The 21,898-nt window shown below is 74.0% G+C and carries 13 protein-coding genes; 11 read left to right on the top strand and 2 right to left on the bottom strand.

Annotated elements, in window-relative coordinates; translation table 11 throughout:
• Positions 1-150: 150 nt before the first annotated feature.
• The 5 genes from ACZ3KP_RS08735 to moeZ all read left to right on the top strand — a co-directional run bounded on the left by ACZ3KP_RS08735 (position 151) and on the right by moeZ (position 6,311).
• A complete protein-coding gene (locus tag ACZ3KP_RS08735; protein WP_467497580.1) occupies positions 151-1,881 on the top strand; it encodes a DUF3492 domain-containing protein in 1,731 nt (576 codons plus the stop codon).
• Positions 1,878-3,203 carry a hypothetical protein gene (locus ACZ3KP_RS08730; RefSeq protein WP_467497578.1) on the top strand — a complete coding sequence of 442 codons (1,326 nt, stop codon included), beginning with the start codon at positions 1,878-1,880 and terminating at the stop codon, positions 3,201-3,203. Before ACZ3KP_RS08735 ends, ACZ3KP_RS08730 begins: the two co-directional genes overlap by 4 nt.
• Positions 3,204-3,372: 169 nt before the next feature.
• Positions 3,373-4,332 carry an NAD-dependent epimerase/dehydratase family protein gene (locus tag ACZ3KP_RS08725; RefSeq protein ID WP_358984238.1) on the top strand — a complete coding sequence of 320 codons (960 nt, stop codon included), beginning with the start codon at positions 3,373-3,375 and terminating at the stop codon, positions 4,330-4,332.
• The gene (locus ACZ3KP_RS08720) at positions 4,320-5,069 is read left to right on the top strand and encodes a spherulation-specific family 4 protein (RefSeq protein WP_358984235.1); all 750 of its coding nucleotides are present in this window, start codon (positions 4,320-4,322) and stop codon (positions 5,067-5,069) included. The genes ACZ3KP_RS08725 and ACZ3KP_RS08720 overlap by 13 nt, the downstream gene beginning before the upstream one ends.
• A gap of 63 nt (positions 5,070-5,132) precedes the next feature.
• Complete coding sequence (gene moeZ / locus ACZ3KP_RS08715; RefSeq protein ID WP_366888247.1) at positions 5,133-6,311, top strand: adenylyltransferase/sulfurtransferase MoeZ; 1,179 nt, start codon at positions 5,133-5,135, stop codon at positions 6,309-6,311.
• Between the two features lie 148 nt (positions 6,312-6,459).
• Here the strand turns inward: moeZ and ACZ3KP_RS08710 are convergent, their stop codons facing one another.
• Complete coding sequence (locus ACZ3KP_RS08710) at positions 6,460-8,004, bottom strand: alpha/beta hydrolase (protein WP_467497574.1); 1,545 nt, start codon at positions 8,002-8,004, stop codon at positions 6,460-6,462.
• Positions 8,005-8,095: 91 nt separating this feature from the next.
• Positions 8,096-10,834 (bottom strand): lysylphosphatidylglycerol synthase domain-containing protein, encoded by a 2,739-nt coding sequence (locus tag ACZ3KP_RS08705; protein WP_467497572.1) that lies wholly within the window; start codon positions 10,832-10,834, stop codon positions 8,096-8,098.
• 161 nt (positions 10,835-10,995) lie between these two features.
• Here ACZ3KP_RS08705 and ACZ3KP_RS08700 point away from each other — a divergent pair, with 161 nt between their 5' ends.
• The 6 genes from ACZ3KP_RS08700 to ACZ3KP_RS08675 all read left to right on the top strand — a co-directional run bounded on the left by ACZ3KP_RS08700 (position 10,996) and on the right by ACZ3KP_RS08675 (position 21,859).
• Positions 10,996-11,382 carry an MGMT family protein gene (locus tag ACZ3KP_RS08700; protein ID WP_165939348.1) on the top strand — a complete coding sequence of 129 codons (387 nt, stop codon included), beginning with the start codon at positions 10,996-10,998 and terminating at the stop codon, positions 11,380-11,382.
• Between the two features lie 275 nt (positions 11,383-11,657).
• On the top strand, positions 11,658-15,146 hold the full coding sequence (locus ACZ3KP_RS08695; protein WP_467497569.1) for an ATP-dependent helicase: 3,489 nt from the start codon (positions 11,658-11,660) through the stop codon (positions 15,144-15,146).
• Between the two features lie 45 nt (positions 15,147-15,191).
• Complete coding sequence (locus ACZ3KP_RS08690; RefSeq protein WP_467497567.1) at positions 15,192-18,734, top strand: UvrD-helicase domain-containing protein; 3,543 nt, start codon at positions 15,192-15,194, stop codon at positions 18,732-18,734.
• A gap of 10 nt (positions 18,735-18,744) precedes the next feature.
• Entirely contained in the window at positions 18,745-20,148 is a 1,404-nt protein-coding gene (locus ACZ3KP_RS08685; RefSeq protein WP_467497565.1) for a dipeptidase, read from the top strand.
• Between the two features lie 150 nt (positions 20,149-20,298).
• Positions 20,299-21,243 (top strand): NAD(+) diphosphatase, encoded by a 945-nt coding sequence (gene nudC, locus ACZ3KP_RS08680; protein WP_467497563.1) that lies wholly within the window; start codon positions 20,299-20,301, stop codon positions 21,241-21,243.
• Between the two features lie 13 nt (positions 21,244-21,256).
• Positions 21,257-21,859 (top strand): class I SAM-dependent methyltransferase, encoded by a 603-nt coding sequence (locus ACZ3KP_RS08675; protein ID WP_467497561.1) that lies wholly within the window; start codon positions 21,257-21,259, stop codon positions 21,857-21,859.
• The last annotated feature ends 39 nt before the right edge of the window (positions 21,860-21,898 follow it).

Here is a 21,898-nt window from a genome sequence, read left to right as displayed (position 1 = left end):
CGATGGACAACCGTCCGTCGCGCCACCGCCTTGTCCGCATACGTTCGTCCCGCTGCGAGCCGTCGACGCGTCGGCGGCTCCCCACACGGGAGATCGATCGGGGGTGCACACGTGCGCATCGGATTGCTTACGGAGGGTGGTTGTCCGTATGTGGGCGGTGACGCCGGACACTGGTGCGACCGGCTCGTGCGCGGGCTCGGGCAGCACGAGTTCGACGTCTACGCCCTCAGCGGCAGCCGCCGCCAGGAGGACGAGGGCCGCCTTGAGCTGCCGCCGCACGTCAGCCGGGTGCGTACGGCCCCCCTGTGGACCGCCGAGAAGGACGGCAAGGCGTACGGCAGGCGCGCACGCCGGCGCTTCGCCGAGAGCTACGGGCAACTCGCGGAGGTACTGAGCGCCGGGCCCGCCGGTGCTCAGGGCGCGGATCCCCCGGTGGGCCCGGGCGGCGCCGGACGTGAGGACGATCCAGCCGCCGCGCCCGGTCATCTGGCGGACCGTTTCGGCAGCGCGCTCTACGGGCTCGCCGAACTCGCCCGCGACGAGGGCGGACTGCCCGGCGCCCTCCGCTCCGACACCGCCGTACGCGCGCTGGAGCGTGCCTGCCGTACCCCCGGCGCGCACAGCCTCGCGCGCGAGGCGCGGGTGGCCGACCTGCTGACCGTCGCCGCGCACCTCGAACGCGCCCTGCGCCCCCTCTCCCTCGACTGGTACGGCGACGACGGCCTGGGCGCGGCCGACCTGTGCCACGCCACCGCCGCCGGTCCCGCCGCCCTGCCCGGCCTGCTCGCCGGGCACTTCTCGGGTGTCCCGCTGCTGGTCACCGAGTACGGCGTGCACCTGCGCTCGCACTACCTGGCCGTCGGTCCGGACACCGTCACCCCGGCCGTGCGCACCCTGCTCGCCGCCTTCCAGGGCCGGTTCGCCGCCGAGCTCTACGGCCGCGCAGCGATCGTCACCCCCGGCAACGCGCACGCCCGTCGCTGGCAGGAGCGCTGCGGCGCCGACCGGTCCCGGATCCGTACCGTCCATCCCGGCATGGAGGCCTCCCGCTTCACCGAGGTCGGCGAGGCACCCGACCGTGCCGACCCGGGCACGCTCGCCTGGGTCGGCCGTGTCGAACCGGCCAAGGACCTGGTGTCGCTGCTGCACGCCTTCGCGGAGGTCCGCAGGGAGGAGCCCAGGGCGCGACTGCGGGTGCTGGGCGCCCCCGTGGGGTCAGAAGGCGCGGCCTACCTCGGCCAGTGCAGGGCGCTCGCCGCCCAGCTCTTCCCCGACGAGGCCGAGGGCGTGCACGTCGTCGGCGACAACCCGGTCTCCTTCGAGGAGATCGGCGGCCCCGATGCGCCCACCCTCGCCGACGCCTACGCGTCCGGCGCGGTCGTCGTTCTCTCCAGCGTGGTCGAGGGCTTCCCGGCCGGGCTCGTCGAGGCGATGCTCTGCGGCCGCCCGACCGTGTCCACCGACGTGGGCGCCGTGGTCGAGGTCATCGGCGGCACCGGCCTCGTCGTACCACCGCGCAATCCGCGGGCGCTCGCGGAGGCGTGCGTGGCGCTGCTGCGCGACCCCGAGCGCCGTGAGCGCCTCGGAGCCGCCGCGCGCGCTCGGGCACTCGAACTGTTCACCGTCGAGCAGAACATCGCGGCGTTCCGCACCCTCTACCTGGAGATCGTCTCGCACTGCCCGGTCCGCCGGGTCGTCCTCGACCGGGCGGGGAAGCCGCTGCCGTTCGCCGTCCCGGCCGAGGCCCATGTGCCGGGCCGCTGGACCCGCCCCACGGCCCGTGTCGTCCACCGGGACGGCCCCGGCCGGGCACCGGGCACCACGCCGGGGCCCGCCCCGGTACCGGCCACTGGGCCGGCGGCGACCGAGGGGGCGCTGTGAACGGCGGCGAGGGCGGCGCGCCGAGCGGAGGCCTGGGCGAGCTGGACCGGCCAGGACGGCCGAGCCGGGCCGACGCGTGGGACGCACGGTCGGGGGAGTGGCTCCTGGGTGCCGCCGACGACGCCTCGGGCGCCGCCGCCCTGCCCGGGAGCGGACTGCCGGAACCGGCCACGGGTGCCACGAACGCCCGGGACACCACGGGCGGCCGCGGCGCCACCCCGCGGCGGGGCGCCGCCGACCCCGTCAAGGCACTGCTGCACCGGCACCGCGCACTGTGCGCGCGGGCCGTCGACCCGCTGGAGATCGCCGCCGGTCTCGAAGCGCACGGGGTCACCGACCGGACCGCCGCCCGCTTCCGGCACCGTGACGTCTTCTCGCTCGCCGAGGAGCTCTACGCGCGCGTGCCCCGCGGCGAAGGCCACCGGCCGTCCCCCGAACCGGCGCCCGCGCCCCGCGTACGCGCCGACTGGGCGCTGCTCACCCTCCTCCCGGGCACCGTCGGCACCGCGGCCGTGACCGGGGTACGGCTCACCGAGGGCCGCCCGCGTCTCCTGGTGGCAGCCGCGGGTGTCCTCGCCATCGCCCTGGCCGTCCACCTGGCCCTGCGGCGCGGCCCCCTGGCCGTGCCGTCCCGCACGCCCGCCCGGCACACCGCGACCGGCACGCGCGCGTGGACCTGCTGGCTCCTCGGCTACGCCCTGCTCGGCGACGGCCTGCTGCGCGCCGTCCTGGACGGCGGCCCCGACGGCCCGCCGACCGGCGCCGCGCACGGTCCCTGGCCGGTCACCGCCGCCCCCGTCCTCGCGCTCGCCCTGGCCACCGCCCCGGCGGCCTGGAGCACCCACCTCTTCACCACCGGCGCCCACCGCCGCCTCACCGGCAGCCGCGGCCTGGACGAGTTCACGGCGGCCGTGCGGCCCTTGCTGCTCGGCGGGTTCGCCCTCTTCCTGGGGGCCCTCACCGCCCTGCTCGCGCTGTGCGGCACCGCCCTGGGCGAATCCGCCGGCTACCCGGAGGCGCTCACCCTCGGCGCCCTCCTGCTGGCCGCCCGCCTCCTGGCCGTCCACCACGCCCCACGGGGCGCCCGCCGCGCGCTCGCCGCCGCCGCCGTCACGGAAGCGGCGGCCGTGTCCCTGGTCCTCGTCGGCAGGCTGCCCGGCTGCGCCGTCCTGGCCGCCCCCGTCGACGCCCTGGCCGACGCCTGGGGCCCGGGCGGCGTCCAGACCCTCGGCTGCGGCGCCGCCGCCCTCGCGCTGCTGTGCACGGCCACGCGCACCCTCACCCGGGCCTCGGCCCACGCGCCGACGGGAGACCCCGAGTGAACCACCACTTCCCGGGCCATGCCGAGCCGTCCCGGCGGCCGGGGCCCGGCGCCTCGCCCGAGGCAACCGCACCCCCAGAAGGAGACCACCAGATGACCATCTCCCGACCCGGACCCGGAGCGTCCGGAACCACCGGAGTCGCCGGAGCGCACACCCCGGGAGCCGCACGATGAGGGTTCTGCTGATCGGAGCCAACGGATACCTCGGCCGCTTCGTCGCCGACCGGCTGCTCGCCGACCCGGCCGTCCAGCTCACCGCGCTGGGCCGCGGCGACGACGCCGACGTCCGGTTCGACCTCGCCACCGGCAGCCCCGGCGCCCTCACCCGCTTCCTCGACGCCGTCCACCCGGGCGTCATCGTGAACTGCGCGGGCGCCACCCGCGGCGGCGCCCGGGAACTCACCCGGCACAACACCGTCGCCGTCGCCACCGTCTGCGAGGCCCTGCGCCGCAGCGGCTGCGGCGCCCGCCTGGTGCAGATCGGGTGCAGCGCCGAGTACGGCCCGAGCCAGCCCGGCTCCTCCACGGCCGAGGACGCCGTGCCCCGCCCAGGCGGCCCGTACGGCGTCAGCAAGCTCGCCGCCACCGAGCTGGTCCTCGGCTCCGGACTCGACGCGGTCGTCCTGCGCGTCTTCTCGCCCGCCGGACCCGGCACCCCGGCCGGCTCCCCGCTCGGCCGGCTCGCCGAGGCGATGCGCCGCGCCATGCAGTCCGGCGACGGCGAACTCAAACTCGGCGGCCTCGGCGCCCAGCGCGACTTCGTCGACGTCCGTGACGTCGCCCGCGCCGTCCACGCGGCCTCGCTCTCCGCGGCCCAGGGCGTCATCAACATCGGCTCCGGCCGCGCCGTCCGGCTCCGCGACGCCGCCGGTGTCCTCGCCCGGGTCGCCGGATACGGCGGCGCCCTGCACGAACTCGACGGTCCCCCCGGCCCGCTGCGCGGCGCCATCGGGCACCCCCGCATGGACCCCGACAACGCCGCCCCGGTCGCGTACCCGTACCCGGACGGCTGCGGCAGCTGGCAGCAGGCAGACGTGCGCTGCGCCCGCGACCGGCTCGGCTGGCGGCCCCGCATCAACCTGGAGGAATCCCTCGCGGACATCTGGATGGAGGCGGCATGCCGCATCTGACCAGCACGCGGGCGGGCGCCGCGACGACCGGCGTCCGCACCGCGGTCGGCATCCCCGGTTACGCCCACCCCCTCCTCGCGCCCGCCCAGTGGGCCGAACTCGCCCGCCCCGGCACGCCCCTGCACTGGGTCGTCCTCGACGTGGCGAACGGCCCCGGCAGCCGTCCCGACCCGCACTGCCTGGAAGCGACCGGCCGGCTCCGCAACGCGGGCGTCCGCGTCCTCGGCCACCTGGACGCCTCCTGCGGGGCCCGCCCTCGCGGCGACCTGATCACCGAGGCCCACCGCTTCCACGACTGGTACCGCGTCGACGGCTTCCTGCTCGACCGCTGCCCCGTCGAGCGCGCCGCGCTCCCCGAGGTCCGCCGCACCGTCGCCGCGCTCCGCGAGGTCGGCGACGGCCCCCACATCGTCCTCGGCCACGGCACCCACCCCCACCCGGGCTACGCGGAGAACGCCGACCAGCTCGTGACCTTCGCCGGTCCCTGGCGCGACTACCGCTGGTCGCAGGTGGCCGAGTGGACCGCGGACTACCCGCCCGACCGCTTCTGTCACTTCGTCCACGGGGTGCCCCTCGGCCACCTGGACGAGGCGCTGCGCATCGCCCGCTGGCAGGGCGCCGCCACGATCTACATCACCGACCGGACCGACCGCGGCGGGCGGGCGGACCCCTGGGAGGCGATGCCCGGCTACTGGGACGAGATCGTCTCGCGGATCGGAACAGGTGTCTCGGAATGAAGAAGGCCGTGGCAGTGTTACGGGGAGAACAACCGTAGTGATTGACCGACCAACGGAGCCCCCGTGTCGCTGCCACCCCTGGTTGAGCCAGCCTCTGAGCTCACCGTAGACGAGGTCCGCAGGTACTCCCGCCACCTGATCATCCCGGACGTCGGGATGGACGGGCAGAAGCGGCTGAAGAACGCCAAGGTGCTCTGTGTGGGCGCCGGCGGCCTGGGCTCGCCGGCGCTGATGTACCTGGCCGCCGCGGGCGTCGGCACCCTCGGCATCGTGGAGTTCGACGAGGTCGACGAGTCGAACCTGCAGCGTCAGATCATCCACAGCCAGTCCGACATCGGTCGTTCCAAGGCCGAGTCCGCCCGTGACTCCGTCCTCGGCATCAACCCGTACGTGAACGTGATCCTTCACGAAGAGCGGCTCGAGGCCGAGAACGTGATGGAGATCTTCAGCCAGTACGACCTGATCGTCGACGGCACGGACAACTTCGCGACCCGCTACCTGGTCAACGACGCCTGCGTGCTGCTGAACAAGCCGTACGTGTGGGGCTCGATCTACCGCTTCGACGGCCAGGCCTCGGTCTTCTGGTCCGAGTACGGCCCCTGCTACCGCTGCCTCTACCCGGAGCCCCCGCCCCCGGGCATGGTCCCCTCCTGCGCCGAGGGCGGCGTCCTGGGCGTGCTGTGCGCGTCCATCGGCTCCATCCAGGTCACCGAGGCCATCAAGGTCCTCACCGGCACCGGCGAGCCCCTCGTCGGCCGTCTGATGATCTACGACGCGCTGGAGATGCAGTACCGCCAGGTCAAGGTACGCAAGGACCCGGACTGCGCGGTCTGCGGCGAGAACCCGACCGTCACCGAGCTCATCGACTACGAGGCCTTCTGCGGCGTCGTCTCCGAAGAGGCCCAGCAGGCGGCCGCCGGCTCGACGATCACTCCCAAGCAGCTCAAGGAGTGGATCGACGACGGCGAGAACATCGAGATCATCGACGTCCGTGAGCCGAACGAGTACGAGATCGTCTCCATCCCGGGCGCCAAGCTGATCCCGAAGAACGAGTTCCTCATGGGCACCGCCCTGGAGAGCCTGCCGCAGGACAAGAAGATCGTCCTGCACTGCAAGACGGGCGTCCGCAGTGCGGAGGTCCTCGCGGTCCTGAAGTCCGCGGGCTTCTCCGACGCCGTCCACGTGGGCGGCGGCGTGATCGGCTGGGTCAACCAGATCGAGCCGGCGAAGCCCGTCTACTGAGCACGGACTCCGCGACGGGCGGGGGCTTCGGGCACGGCAGGTGCCCGAAGCCCCCGCCTTCGTCATGAGCAGACCGGACCGTGCCGGGCGCCTTCGTACGCGGCTTCGCCGTGCGGGCGCGATCAGACGCGACGGCGCGGCGGCCGCCTCACGCACACACGGCTCCCGCCTTCGGCACCGTCCCCTCCAGCAGGTAGCCGTTCACCGCCGACTGCACGCACCGGTTCTTGCTGTCGTAGGCCCCGTGCCCCTGCCCCTTGTACGTCAGCTCGACCCCGACCCCGTTGCCGAGCGCCTGGACCATCTTCTTCGCGCCCTCGTACGGCGTCGCCGGATCCCCGGTGTTGCCCACGACCAGGATCGGCGCCGACCCGGGCGCGCTCACGTCGGGGTGGTCGGCGGCGCCCGGCACCGCCCAGTCGGTGCAGCTGACCATGCCCCAGGCGAGGTAGTCGCCGAACAGCGGGGAGGCGGCACGGAACTCGGGCAGCTTCTGCTGGACGTAGTCGGCGGTGTACCGGGGCTTCTCGTCGGCGCAGTTGATGGCGATGTTCGCCGCCGTGATGTTGCTGTACTCGCCGTTCTGGCTCCTGCCGTTCATCGAGTCGGACAGCAGCATCAGGACCTTCCCGTCACCGTCGTAGGCGTCCTCCAGGCCCTCGGTGAGGTATTCCCAGAAGTCCTTCGAGTACAGGGACTGGGCGATGCCGTTGGTGGCGGCGGTCTGGGTCAGCATGCGGGGGAGGATGCCGGGGATCGGTTTGCGGTCGAGGTCGGCGAGGAGTCTGGCGATACGGTTCTTCACGTCCTGCGGGGTGTCGCCGATCGGGCACGGCGTCTTCTTCGAGGTGCAGTCCTCGGCGAAGTTGTCGAGCGCGAGCTGGAAGCCCTTGGCCTGCCCGAGCGAGCTCTGTTCGGGGTTCTGGGTGGGGTCGACGACGGCGTCCAGGACCGCGCGGCCGACGTTCTTCGGGAACAGGTGGGCGTAGACGCCGCCGAGTTCGGTGCCGTACGAGATGCCGAAGTAGTGCAACTGCCTGTCGCCCAGGACCTGGCGCATGAGGTCCATGTCGCGGGCGGCGTCGGTGGTGCGCACGTGCGGCAGGACGGTTGTGGAGTTCTTCTCGCAGGCGGCGTTGAACTGCTGGGTCCGCTTGATCAGTTGGGCGCGTTCGGCGCTGGTGTCGGGCGTCGCGTCCTGCTGGAAGTAGTCGTCGAGCTGGGCGTCGTTCTCGCACTCGACGGGGGCGCTGCGGCCGACCCCGCGTGGGTCGAAGCTGACGAGGTCGTAGCGGGTGCGCAGGGCCGCGTAGTCCTCGCCGAACGCCGGCAGGGTGGTCACACCGCTGCCGCCCGGCCCGCCGAAGTTGAAGATCAGGGAGCCGATCCGGCTGCTCGGGTCGCCGCTGGCCCTGGCCCGGATCAGCGCGAGCCCGATGGTGGCGCCCTTCGGCTTCGACCAGTCCAGCGGCGCCTTCATGGTGGCGCACTGCCAGGTGGCGCCGCCCGGCAGCGGAGACGGCGCGCCGCCGCCGCCCTCGGCCTCGTCCGGGGCCGGGCACGCCTTCCAGGCCAGTTTCTGTGCCGTCAGGTCCCCGTCCCCGGATCCGCCGCCGCTGCACCCGGTCGGCACGAAGGCCAGCACCAGGACGGTGGTCAGGGCGGCGAGACGGATCCGGATGGGCTTCGGCATACCTCCATCCTGGGGTCGCACCCGACCACGCGCGCGGGGCGCGAGCCGTACGAGGTACGACGCGTGGGTGCGAACCGTACGGGGTGGGTTCCTAGAGCGCGCCCTTGCGTGTGAGCTGGTTGAAGGCCAGCCAGCCCGGCAGGACCGGCAGCCACAGGGTCAGCAGCCGGTACAGCAGGACGGCGGGGGCCGCGACCTCCTTGGGGAGGCCGACGGCGATCAGGCCGACGGTCAGCGTCGCCTCGACCGCGCCGACGCCGCCCGGGGTGGGCGCCGCGGAGCCGAGCGCGTTTCCGGCGAGGAAGACCACGGCGACGCTGGCGATGCTCAGCGAGGTCGACTGGTCGCCGAACGCGCGGATGGAGGCGTCCAGGCACATCACGAAGCAGGCGGTCAGCAGCAGCATGCCGCCGATGCCGGTGACGAGCTTCTGCGGCCGCTGGAGCACGTCCAGCATGCGCGGCACGACACCCGCGAACAGCGACCGCACGCGCGTGACGACGAATTTGCGCATGAAGGGCACCGACGTCACCACGAGGACCAGGACCGCGACCGTCAGCAGGCCGGCGATGACGGTGCGGGACGGGGACAGCGAGGGGGTCTTCTCGGTGCCGGTCAGATAGCCGAAGGACAGCAGCATCAGGATGTGGCAGCCGAGCCCGAACAGCTGGGAGGCGCCGACGCTCGCCACCGCGCCTCCGGGGCGCACGCCGGCCCGCTGCAGGAAGCGGGTGTTGAGGGCGACGCCGCCGACGGCGGCGGGCGCCACGATCTTCACGAAGGAACCGGCGACCTGCGCCGCCACGGCCCGTACGAACGGCACCCGCTCGGGCACGAACCCGAGCAGGGCCATGGCGGCGGCGACGTAGCTGAGCGCGGAGAACGCCACCGCGGCGATCACCCAGCCCCACTGGGCCTGCGCGAACAGCGTGTTGAACTCGATGTGGGTGAGCTGCGTGAGCAGGTAGTACGCGCCGATCGCACCGGCCATGAAGCTGATCAGGGTGCGTGGCCGCACCCGCTCCAGGCGGGCGGGCTCGACCGGTGCCTGCGGCCTGATCCGCAGCACCTGGTGCCGGATCTGGGTGAGCAGGTCCTCCTCGCGGGCCTCCTCCAGCGCGTCGTCCAGCGCCCGCTTCTCGGCCCGCTGCTCGGCGCGCACCGTCTTCTTGTCGGGCTTCCCGGCCTCGTCCGCGCGGGCCTGCTTGGCCTGCCGGGACGCCTCCAGGACCGCGTCGCGCTCCCGCTGGGCGCGCTCCCTGGCCAGTCGGCGCAGCGTCGCGCGCGTGGAGCGGGTGAGCGCGATCGGCTGGAGCATCGGCAGACAGTCGGCCACGGCGTCCGGCCCGAGGACGCCGACCGCCGACGCCACCGCCCGCTCGGCGCCGACCCGCAGGCCGAGCGTGGTGACCAGCTGGGCGACGTCCATGCGCAGCAACAGATCACCGGCCGCGATCTCGCCGCCGCGCAGGTCGGTGAGGATCACCTTGCCGGAACGATCCACCAGGACGGCGTCACCCGCGAGCCTGCGGTGCGCGATCCGGCGCGACTGCAGGGCCTGCACCTGATGCCAGGTGTGGCGCAGCAGCTCGTCGGTGATCTCCTCGTCGGCCAGCGAGTCGAGGGTACGGCCGCCGGTGTGCTCGTAGACGAGCATCACGGCGTCCGGGCCGAGCTCCGAGGTGGCGATCAGCTTGGGGGCGTTGGCGCCGGCCGCGATCGCCGCGTACGCGAGCAGGGCCTCCTGTTCCAGGGCCTGGCGCAGCGACTGCAGGCTGGAGCGGGTGGCGAAGCCGCGCAGCGTGAGGTTGCGCCACACGCGGTAGAAGAAGCCCTGGGCCTGCTGTTCCCGGTCGACGACCGTGACGTCCAGCGGCGGGCCGTCCTCCAGGGTGACGAAGTAGCGCCTGCCCCGGTCGCCGTTGTCGGACTCCAGGACCTCCTCGCGGGCCGCGCCGACCGGGTGGAAGCCGACGTGCCGCAGGCCCGCCAGCAGGGTCCGTCCGGTGGGGCGGACGTTGGGCGAGCCGACCGCGTACAGGGTGCCGTAGGCGACGGTCCAGCCGATCAGGACCGTGAGGATGATCGAGAACGGTGTGGTGTAGCCGGTGACCAGCATGGAGAACGCGTCGAGCAGCAGCACGATCCACAGGACCGAGCGCCATCTCGGCCGCCGGGACATGCCGACGGCCGTCATGTAGGCGATGACGGGCGCGAGGTAGCCGTGCACCGGATCGGTCAGCGCGTGGACGTCGCCGGGGGAGGGCTGGGTGAGCGCCTCCTGGATCGAGCCCGGGGCGGCCCGGGCGACCCACAGGTCCGTGGCGAGTGTCACTCCGTGGGCGAGGACCGCCGCGAGCACGCCGTCGGCGATCCGCAGCCCGTCCCGTTTGATCAGCCGCTCGATCGCGAACGCGACCGGTACCAGGAGGATCGCGATGCTGGAGGCCAGCCCCGCGAACCTGATCAGCAGGTCCGGAGCCTGGCCGGTGCCCTTGTTGATGTCCTGTTCGAGCCCGGAGGTGGTGCCGTGCGCGAAGGCGGCGATGCCGAGCAGCACGACGACGGCCAGCACCCCGACCATGAGACGCATGAGGTCGGAGGGGCGGTGCACGCGCGCGGGGAGCAGCGGTTCGTCGCCCTCCACCTCGTCGGCGTGTGTCTCGTCGGGCACGTGTTCCGCCTCGTCGGCGTCGGTGTCGGCGACCGTCTCCGGGCGTGCGGGGGCGGGTTCCCCGGCGTCCGGGCGCGCGCCGGCGTCAGGGGTGCCCGCCGCGCCGTCGGGGTGCACGCCCTGCTGCTTGGTCGTCTCTTCTTGATCTCGTATCACCAGTCACCGCCCGCACGATGGTGGCATGCCCCACCGACACACGAAGGCATCAGGGTGCAGATGCGGGGGCGCACAGTCTGCCCCAAGCGCCGCCGCGGGGCGAGGCGGAGCCCGGCCGCGGACCGCGCCGGTTGTCGGTGGGGTGCGGCAGGATGGGGCGAATGAGCGAGCAGAGCCTTCCCGAGGCCACCCGAGAGGGGTACGCGGACGAGCTGCCCGAGTACGCCGAGCGGGTCCTGGAGGTCGCCGAGCGGATCCCGCCCGGGCACGTGATGACGTACGGCGACGTCGCGGAGTGGCTGGAGGAGGGGGGCCCGCGTCAGGTGGGGCGGGTGATGTCCCTCTACGGCAGCGCCGTCCCGTGGTGGCGCGTGGTGCGCTCCGACGGGGTCCTGCTGCCCGGGCACGAGCTGAGCGCCCTGGACCACTACCGCGACGAGGGCACTCCGCTGAGAGCGGCGAGCAGGGCCGCGGAGGGCCATCTGCCGCGGCTCGACATGAGGCGGGCGCGGTGGGACGGCGGCGCGGACGCGGGGGCTCACACCTGACAGCTTCCGCCATCCGGGGTCCCCGTGGGGAGCCCGTGGCCCGTACGAGGGACATCGGGGACGTCCGTGGCATGACGTACGTTCGTGGGGTGCGGGATACGTGTGCCGCGGGCGACGCCCGGGGCGGACGGGGCCACCGGGAAGAATCGGAAGCCCTGCTTCCGTCCGGTGTGCCGGCGTAGCGTCGGCTGCGCGTGTCCCGCTCACCCCGCGCCCACCACCGCGCCCGCGCGACCGCGAGCCAACCAGCACACCCACCAGGACCGGCGAACCACGTGAGCTCCTCTTCCTCCACCAGGCGCCTGCCGCACCCCCAGGTGCGCCAGGGGAGCCGTGGCGCTTACCGACTGGTCCGTACCCCGCCGGCCGATGTGCACCCCCCTCGTCTGGACGCCGCACAGCGCGCCGTGGTTGACCACGGCTCCGGCCCGTTGCTCGTCCTCGCCGGCCCCGGCACCGGGAAGACCACCACCCTGGTGGAGTCCGTCGCCGCGCGGATCGCCCGCGGCGCGGATCCCGAGCGGATCCTGGTGCTGACGTTCAGCAGGAAGGCCGCCGTCGAACTGCGCGACCGGATGGCCCTGCGCGTGGGCGCGGCCCGCGCCCCCCGGGCGACCACCTTCCACTCGTACTGCTACGCCCTGGTCCGCGCCCACCAGGACAGCGGCCTGTTCGTGAACCCGCTCCGGCTGCTGTCCGGCCCCGAACAGGACGTCACCGTCCGCGAGCTGCTGGCCGGCGAGGCCGAGCTGGAGCGGCTCGGGCTCGACCCCGTGCGCTGGCCGGACGAGCTGCGCGCGTGCCTGACCACCCGGGGCTTCGCCGACGAGGTCCGCGCGGTCCTCGCCCGCAGCCGCGAACTGGGACTGGACCCGGCCGCCCTGGACGCCTTCGCCCGCCGCATCGGCCGCCCCGACTGGCGGGCCGCGGCCGCCTTCCTCGCCGAGTACCTCGACGTCCTCGACCTCCAGGGCGTCCTCGACTACGCCGAACTCGTCCACCGGGCGGTGCTGCTCGCCCACCGCCCGGAGGTGGCCCTGGACCTCGCCGGCCGCTACGACGCCGTGTACGTCGACGAGTACCAGGACACCGACCCGGCCCAGGTGCGCCTGCTGCGGGCACTGGCCGGCGGCGGCCGCACCCTTGTCGCGTTCGGCGACCCGGACCAGTCGATCTACACGTTCCGGGGCGCCGACGTGAACGGCATCCTGGAGTTTCCGCACGCCTTCCCGCGCGTGGACGGCCGCCCCGCGCCGACGGAGGTGCTGCGGACGTCCCGCAGGGCCGGCGCCGGCCTGCTGGCCGCCACCCGGCTGCTCACCCAGCGGATGCCGCTCACCCGGCTGCCCGCCGACAAGGTGCGCGCCCACCGCGAACCGGCCCCCACGCGCGACGGCGGACACGTCGAGGTCTACACGTACCCGACACCCGGTACCGAACTCGACAACATCGCCGACATCCTCCGGCGCGCGCACCTGGAGGACGGCGTCCGCTGGAGCGACATGGCCGTCCTGGTGCGCGCCGGGGCCGGCACCCTCCCGACGGTCCGCCGCGCCCTCACCGCGGCAGGCGTCCCCCTGGACATCGACGGCGACGACGTTCCGCTGCGCCACGAACCGGCGGTGGCGCCCCTGCTGACGGCGCTGCGGGCGGTGGCCGAGGCGGAGGCGGCCCACCTCGGGGCGAGCGTGGCCTCGCGTTCGGTCGCGGACTCCGCAGCGGGACCTGCCGCGGAACGGGCTGCGGGACGGACTGCGGGACCTGCCGCGGACACGGTCGCGAGCCGGGGCGGGGACGCGGACACGGTCGCGAGCCCGGACGGGGACGCGGACACGGTCGCGAGCCCGGACGCGGACTCCGGCGCGGACGACGGCGCCGGGGAAACCCCCTGCTGGCTCGGCACCGAGACCGCGCTCACCCTGCTCACCTCGCCCCTAACCGGCATGGACGCGGCAGACCTGCGCCGCCTCGGCCGGGCCCTGCGCGACGAGGAACGGGCGTCCGGCAACGCGCTCCCGCCGCCGTCGGACGAACTGCTCGCGCGGGCACTCGCCGAGCCCGAGCGCCTGGCCGTCCACGACCCCGGGTACGCGCGCGGCGCGCAGCGGCTCGGCGGGCTGCTCAGGAAGGCCCGGGAGCGTCTCGCGGGCGGCGGTACGGCCGAGGAGGCGCTGTGGGACCTGTGGAACGGCACGCCCTGGCCCTCACGCCTGGAGCGCACCGCCCGGCGCGGCGGCGCGGCCGGCCGCAACGCCGACCGTGACCTGGACGCCGTGTGCGCCCTGTTCGCCACCGCCGCCCGCGCGGAGGAGCGCAGCGGCGGCCGGGGCGCGCTGAACTTCCTGGCGGAGATCGAGGCCGAGGACATCGCCGCCGACACCCTGGCCGGCCGCGCGGTACGGCCCGACGCCGTTCGCCTGATGACCGCGCACCGCGCCAAGGGACTGGAATGGCGGCTGGTCGTCGTGGCCGGCGTGCAGGAGGGGCTCTGGCCCGACCTGCGCCGCCGCGGCTCCCTCCTGGAAGCCGACCGCATCGGCCGCGACGGACTCGCCGAACCCCTCACCCCGGGCGCGCTGCTCGCCGAGGAACGCCGGCTGTTCTACGTCGCCGCCACACGCGCGCGCGAGCGTCTCGTCGTCACCGCAGTGAAAGCCCCCGCGGACGACGGCGACCAGCCCTCCCGTTTCCTCACCGAACTGGGCGTCGAACCCCAGGACGTCACCGGACGGCCGCGCCGCCCGCTCGCCGTGGCCGCCCTGGTCGCCGAACTGCGCGCGACCACGGTCGACCCGCGCGCGTCCGACGCCCTGCGCGAGGCGGCCGCCCACCGCCTGGCCAGGCTGGCCGCGCTCGCCGACGAGGACGGCCGCCCTCTGGTGCCGGCCGCGCACCCCTACCGCTGGTGGGGCATGTTCGAGCCGACCGAGAGCAAGGTGCCGCTGCGCGACCGCGACCAGCCCGTGGTCCTCTCCGGCAGCGCCCTCGACCAGCTCGCCAACACCTGCAGCCTGCAGTGGTTCCTGGGCCGTGAGGTGAAGGCCGACGCACCCGCCACCACCGCCCAGGGCTTCGGCAACGTCGTGCACGTCCTCGCCGACGAGGTCGCCTCCGGCCGTACCCCCGCCGACCTGGCCGTCCTCATGGAGCGCCTGGATTCCGTGTGGAACGCGCTCGCCTTCGACGCGCCCTGGAAGTCCGCCCAGGAGAAGGACAACGCGCGCGTGGCGCTCGAACGTTTCCTGAAGTGGCACGTCCTGGACCGCGCCGGCCGCACCCCGGTCGCCAGCGAGCAGGACTTCGACGTCACCCTGGCCGCGGGCGACTACGAGGTGCGCATCCGCGGCCAGATGGACCGCGTGGAGACGGACGGCGAGGGCCGCGCGTACGTCGTCGACTTCAAGACGGGCAAGCAGGCGCCCAGCTCGGCCGAGGTGGCCCGGCACCCCCAGCTCGCCGTCTACCAGCTCGCGGTCCGCGAGGGAGCCGTCGACGAGGCCTTCGACGGCGCCCGGCCCGAGCCGGGCGGCGCCGAACTGGTCCACCTCCGGCAGGGCGCCACCCGGCGTGACGGCGGTGAGACGCTGCCCAAGGTGCAGGCGCAGGACCCGCTGGAGGGGGAGTGGGCCGGCGAGCTGCTGGCCACCGCGGCCGGGAAGGTCCTCGACGAACGGTTCACCCCGACCACCGGCCAGCACTGCACCCACTGCGCCTTCCGGGCCTCGTGCAGCGCCCGGCCGGAAGGGCGGCACGTGGTGGAGTGAGCACTCCGTCCCGTTTGTCAGTGGCCGCCGCTAGCCTCTTTCCTTGTGCCCGCACGTATCACCGACCCCGAGCAGCTCAAAGAGCTCCTCGGCATCCCCTTCACCCCGGAGCAGACGGCCTGCATCACCGCGCCGCCCGCCCCGCAGGTGATCGTCGCGGGAGCCGGGTCGGGCAAGACGACGGTGATGGCGGCCCGCGTCGTCTGGCTGGTCGGCACCGGCCAGGTCGCCCCCGAACAGGTCCTCGGCCTCACCTTCACCAACAAGGCGGCCGGTGAACTGGCCGAACGCGTCCGCAAGGCGCTCGTCCGGGCCGGGGTCACCGACCCCGACCTCATCGACCCGGACAACCCGCCCGGCGAGCCGGTCATCTCGACGTACCACGCCTTCGCGGGCCGCCTGCTGACCGACCACGGTCTGCGCATCGGCCTCGAACCCACCTCGCGGCTGCTCGCCGACGCCACCCGCTACCAGCTCGCCGCGCGGGTGCTGCGCGAGGCCCCGGGCCCCTACCCGGCCCTCACCCGCTCCTTCGCCGACCTGGTCAGCGACCTGCTCACCCTCGACTCCGAACTCTCCGAACACCTCGTGGACCCCGAGGCCCTGCGCACCTGGGACGCCGGCCTCCTGCACACCCTGACCGGTGTCAAACTCGGCAACGCCGACCTGCGCAAGGTGCCCGAGGCGGCCGCCGCGCGCCGTGAACTGGCCGGACTCGTCCTGCGGTACCGGGCCGCCAAGCGCGAGCGTGACCTGCTCGACTTCGGCGACCAGATCGCGCTGTCCGCCTCGCTCGCCCAGATCCCCGAGGTGGGCCGGCTGCTGCGCGACGAGTTCCGGGTCGTCCTCCTCGACGAGTACCAGGACACCTCGGTCGCCCAGCGCGTCCTTCTGGCAGGACTGTTCGGCGGCGGCACCGGCCACCCCGTGACCGCGGTCGGCGACCCCTGCCAGGCCATCTACGGCTGGCGCGGCGCCTCCGTCGCCAACCTGGACGACTTCCCCGAGCATTTCGCGCACGCCGACGGCCGCCCCGCCACCCGCCAGGCGCTCAGCGAGAACCGCCGCAGCGGCGGCCGTCTCCTGGACCTCGCCAACGGCCTCGCCGAACCCCTGCGCGCCCTGCACGCGGGCGTGGAGGCCCTGCGCCCGGCCCCCGGCGCCGAACGCGACGGTTCGGTCCGCTGCGCGCTGCTGCGCACCCACGCCGAGGAGATGGACTGGATCGCCGACTCGGTCGCCCATCTCGTCCGCACGGGCACCGCGCCCGGCGAGATCGCGGTGCTGTGCCGAACGGCGACCGACTTCGCCCAGATCCAGGGCGCCCTCGTGGCGCGCGACGTCCCCGTCGAGGTGGTCGGCCTCTCCGGACTGCTGCACCTGCCCGAGGTGGCCGACCTCGTCGCCGTCTGCGAGGTGCTCCAGGACCCCGGGGCCAACGCCTCCCTGGTCCGGCTGCTGACCGGCCCGCGCTGGCGCATCGGGCCCCGCGACCTCGCCCTCCTCGGCCGCCGCGCCCGGCTGCTGGTGGCGCACGCGCGCGTGGGCGACGCGGACGACCCGGACCGTCGGCTCGCCGAGGCGGTCGAAGGGGTCGACCCCGCCGAGGTGATATCGCTCGCGGACGCCCTGGACACCTTCCTGGAGCTGCCGATCGACACCGGGCGGACGGGGCAGGAGGACGACGGGCTGCCGTTCTCGCCGGACGCGCGCGTGCGCTTCGCCCGGCTCGCCGCGGAACTGCGCGAGCTGCGCCGCGCGCTGTCCGATCCGCTGATGGACGTCCTGCACCGCGTCCTGGCGGTCACCGGCCTCGAGGTCGAGCTGTCGGCGTCACCGCACGCGCTGGCCGCCCGCCGCCGCGAGACTCTGTCCAACTTCCTGGACGTCGCCGCCTCCTTCGCGGCCGGCGACCAGGAGGCGACCCTGCTCGCCTTCCTCGGCTTCCTGCGCACCGCCGCCCAGTACGAAAAGGGCCTGGACAACGCCCTGCCCGGCGGTGAGAACACCGTCAAGGTGCTCACCGCGCACAAGTCCAAAGGCCTGGAGTGGGACGTCGTCGCCGTCCCCGGACTGGTGCAGGGCACCTTCCCGAGCAGTCAGGGCCGGGAGAAGTGGACCGCCCAGGCCAAGGTGCTCCCGCACGCCCTGCGCGGCGACCGCGACACCCTGCCCGACGTGGAGAGCTGGGACTCGCGGGGCATGAAGGCCTTCCACGAGGCCATGAAGGATCACCAGCACACCGAGGAACTCCGCCTCGGCTACGTCACCTTCACCCGCCCCCGCTCCCTGCTCATCGGCTCCGGCCACTGGTGGGGCCCCAGCCAGAAGAAACCGCGCGGCCCCTCCGGCTTCCTCCAGGCCCTGCACGACCACTGCGCCGCCGGGTACGGCGAGATCGAGGCCTGGGCGGACGAGCCTGAGGAGGACGAGGAGAACCCGGCGCTGCACACGCAGAGCGCCGACCAGGTGTGGCCGCTGCCCCTGGACGAGGGGGCCCTGGCCCGCCGCCGCGCGGCCGCCGAGACCGTGCTCGCCCACCTGGACACCCTCACGACGGCCGGAACCGACGTCGGCCGGCCCGCCGACCACGATCCCGCCGCCCACGAGGACCCCGACTGGCCCGCACCTCCGGAGGACGACGAGCCGGACCCTTACGAGGACCTGCCGGACCCTTACGACGACGTGCCGGACCCCTACGAGGACTTCCCGGACGGTGCCTTGCCCGGCCCCGAGCGGACCTCCGCCGACTGGGACTCTCTGAGCACCGACCGCCCCACGGTCCCCCACCAGGCCACCTCCGCCGAGCCCACACCCCCGCGCGCCCTCGAGCCCGGCCGCGCTCCCCGCCCGCGCCTCACCCCCGAGGAGGCCCGCGCCGTCGCCTCCTGGGACCGTGACCTCGACGCGCTCGCCGGTGAGCTGCTGCGCGCCCGCCGGAGCGTCACCGACGTGCCCCTGCCGGCCGCGCTCTCCGCCACCCAGCTGATGCGGCTCGCCGAGGACCCGGACGGGCTCGCACAGGAACTCGCGCGCCCCATGCCACGCCCTCCGCAACCGGCCGCACGCCGGGGCACCCGGTTCCACGCCTGGGTCGAGGCGCGTTTCGAAGAGCTCACCCTGCCCATGCTGGAGCCCGACGAACTGCCCGGGGGCGACGCCGAGATCGCCGACGAACGCGACCTCGAAGCCCTCAAGGAGGCCTTCGAACGCACCGAGTACGCCCACCGCACCCCCTACCGGGTGGAAGCCCCCTTCCAGCTCGCCCTCGCGGGCCGGGTCGTACGGGGCCGGATCGACGCCGTCTACCGGACCGGCAGCGGCGACCAGGTGTCGTACGAGATCGTGGACTGGAAGACGAGCCGCACCCGGCCCGCCGACCCGTTGCAGCTGGCGATCTACCGCATCGGATGGGCGGAGCAGCAGGGTGTGCCGCCCGAGTCGGTGACGGTCGCGTTCGTGCACGTGCGCACCGGCGAGGTCGAACGGCCGCAGGAGCTGCCGGACCGCGCCGCCCTGGAAAAGCTGATCGTCGGACAGACTGAGTGTGACGAACAGCCCGCCGAGGATGTCCGTCCGGGCCGATAGGCTCGTGACCATGAGCCAGACCCCGGACAGTGCCGTCCGTACGTACATCGAGCAGCACCGCGCCGCCTTCCTCGACGACCTCGCCGAATGGCTGCGCATCCCCTCCGTGTCGGCCCAGCCCGACCACGGCCCCGATGTGCGCCGCAGTGCCGACTGGCTCGCCGCCAAACTGACGGAGACCGGCTTCCCGACCGCCGAGGTGTGGCGGACACCGGGCGCCCCCGCCGTCTTCGCCGAGTGGCCCGCGGACGACCCCGAAGCGCCCACCGTCCTCGTCTACGGCCATCACGACGTACAGCCCGCGGCCCGAGAGGACGGCTGGGACAGCGAGCCCTTCGAGCCGGTCGTCCGGGAGAACCGCCTCTACGCGCGCGGGGCGGCCGACGACAAGGGCCAGGTGTTCTTCCACACACTCGGCGTCCGCGCCCACCTCGCCGCCACCGGCCGCACCGCCCCCGCGGTCAACCTCAAACTGCTGATCGAGGGCGAGGAGGAATCCGGCTCCCCGCACTTCCGCGCACTCGTCGAGGAGCACGCCGAGCGGCTCGCGGCCGACGCCGTGATCGTCTCCGACACCGGCATGTGGTCCGAGGACACCCCCACGGTGTGCACCGGCATGCGCGGCCTCGCCGAGTGCCAGATCGTCCTGCACGGCCCCGACCAGGACATCCACTCCGGAGCCTTCGGCGGCGCCGTGCCCAACCCGGCCACCGTCGCCGCCCGCCTGGTCGCCGCCCTGCACGACGAGCACGCGCGCGTGGCGATCCCCGGCTTCTACGACGGCGTCGTGGAGCTGAGCGACCGCGAGCGGCAGCTGTGGGCCGAGCTCCCCTTCGACGAGGAGAGCTGGCTGCGCGAGGCGCATTCGTACGCCACCGAGGGCGAGGCCGGTTACACCACCCTGGAGCGCGTCTGGGCCCGCCCCACCGCCGAGGTCAACGGCATCGGCGGCGGCTACCAGGGCGCCGGGAGCAAGACGATCGTGCCGTCCTCGGCTCTGCTGAAGCTGTCGTTCCGGCTGGTCGCGGGGCAGGACCCGGACCACATCGAGAAGATCGTCCGCGCCTGGGCCGAGGAGCGGATCCCCGCCGGTGTCCGGGCCGAGATCAGCTTCCTGCCGGCCACCCGCCCCTGTCTGACCCCTCTCGACCACCCGGGGCTCCAGTCACTGGCCCGAGCCATGGAAAGGGCCTTCGAGGGACCGGTCCGGTTCACCCGTTCGGGTGGCTCGGGGCCGGCGGCGGACCTCCAGGACGTCCTCGGCGCACCCGTTCTCTTCCTGGGCATCTCCGTCCCCTCCGACGGCTGGCACGCCCCCAACGAGAAGGTCGAGCTGGACCTCCTCCTCAAGGGGGTCGAGACCAGCGCCTACCTCTGGGACGACCTCGCGGAGAACTGGCGCCGTGACCCCTGAGCCGCCGGCGCCGGCCGGAGCGGCACCGCGCGCGGGGCACACTGGAAGGGCTGCCCCGCCCGGCCCCGCCCGATCCGGTTCCCTCCCGCCCTTCGTACCGCTGAACCACCCGCTGAGACATCCGTTGCACTGGGGGAGTTGGAAGCACCCGTGACCACCTGGACCGACCACACCGCCGACCGACCCATCTCGCTCACCGCCCCGAGCGGCATCGACCGCGCCGCCCATCACCGGCTCGACGAGGCCTGGCTCGCGGCGGCGTGGAGCCACCCCGACACCCGCTGCTTCGTGGTCTCCGGCGGTCAGGTCCTCATCGACGAGACGCCCGACGGCCGCACCGAACTCGTCATGACCCCCTCCTTCGAAGCACCCCTCACCGAGGCACACCGCTACTTCCTGGGCACCGACGAGGACGGCGTCAGCTACTTCGCCCTGCAGAAGGACGCGCTGCCCGGCCGCATCGACCAGTCCGCGCGCCCAGCAGGACTGCGCGAGGCCGGGCTGCTGCTCTCGCCGCGCGACACGGGCCTGATGGTGCACGCGGTCGGCCTGGAGAACTGGCAGCGCACCCACCGCTTCTGCTCCCGCTGCGGCGAGCGCACGGCCATCGCCGCCGCCGGCCACATCCGCCGCTGCCCCGCCTGCGGCGCCGAGCACTACCCGCGCACCGACCCCGCCGTGATCATGGCCGTCACCGACGAGGACGACCGCCTCCTGCTCGGCCGCCAGGTCCACTGGCCCGAGGGCCGCTTCTCCACGCTCGCCGGGTTCGTCGAGCCCGGCGAGTCCATCGAGCAGGCGGTGCGCCGTGAGGTCTTCGAGGAGGTCGGGGTCAGCGTCGGCCCGGTCGAGTACGTCGCCAGCCAGCCCTGGCCGTTCCCGTCCAGCCTCATGCTCGGCTTCATGGCCCGCGCCACCTCCACGGAGATCGACGTGGACGGTGACGAGATCCATGAGGCCCGCTGGTTCTCCCGCGACGAACTGGGCGCCGCCTTCGACTCCGGCGAGGTCCTGCCGCCCTACGGCATCTCCATCGCGGCGCGCCTGATCGAGATGTGGTACGGCAAGCCGCTGCCGACGAGGAGCTTCGTCTGAGCCGGCGGACACGATGACGACCGACACCCACTGGAACCACAACGTCCACTACCACCCCGTGGTGCTGGACGCGGTACCGGCCGGTTGCCGCACCGCCCTGGACGTCGGCTGCGGCGACGGTCTGCTGGCCGCCGGACTGGCGAGCCGGGCGGAGTCGGTGACCGGCGTGGACCGGTCGGCGGAGATGATCCGGCTGGCCGGCAAGCGGGAGGCGCAGAACATCACCTTCCTGGAGGGCGACTACCGCGACGGCTCCCTCCTCGACGAGGGCGGCTACGACTTCGTCAGCGCGGTCGCCGTCGTCCACCACGTCCCCTTCGACGACGCGATCGACCGGCTGGTGCGGCTGCTCGCCCCCGGCGGCCGACTGGTCGTCGTGGGACTGGCGCACGACCGCACCCTCCTGGACCGGTTGATCAGCGCCTGCGCGGTCCCCGTGAACCTGCTGGCGGCGCGTCGGCACGGCGGCGAGCGGAGCCCGGCCGGCATGCCCGTGGCAGATCCGATCATGAACTGGCGGGAGGTCCGGCGGGCCACCGCCCACCTGCTGCCGGGCCGCCGATACCGGCGCCGGCTGCTGTGGCGCTACACCCTGACGTGGGACAAGCCGACCTGAACACGCGAAGGCGGCCCCTGACCGGGTCAGGGGCCGCCT

The sequence above is a fragment of the Streptomyces sp. NPDC020958 genome, assembly GCF_055562175.1.
Note: the sequence above shows the minus strand (reverse complement) of the source record. Positions and strands in the feature narration are given on the sequence as shown.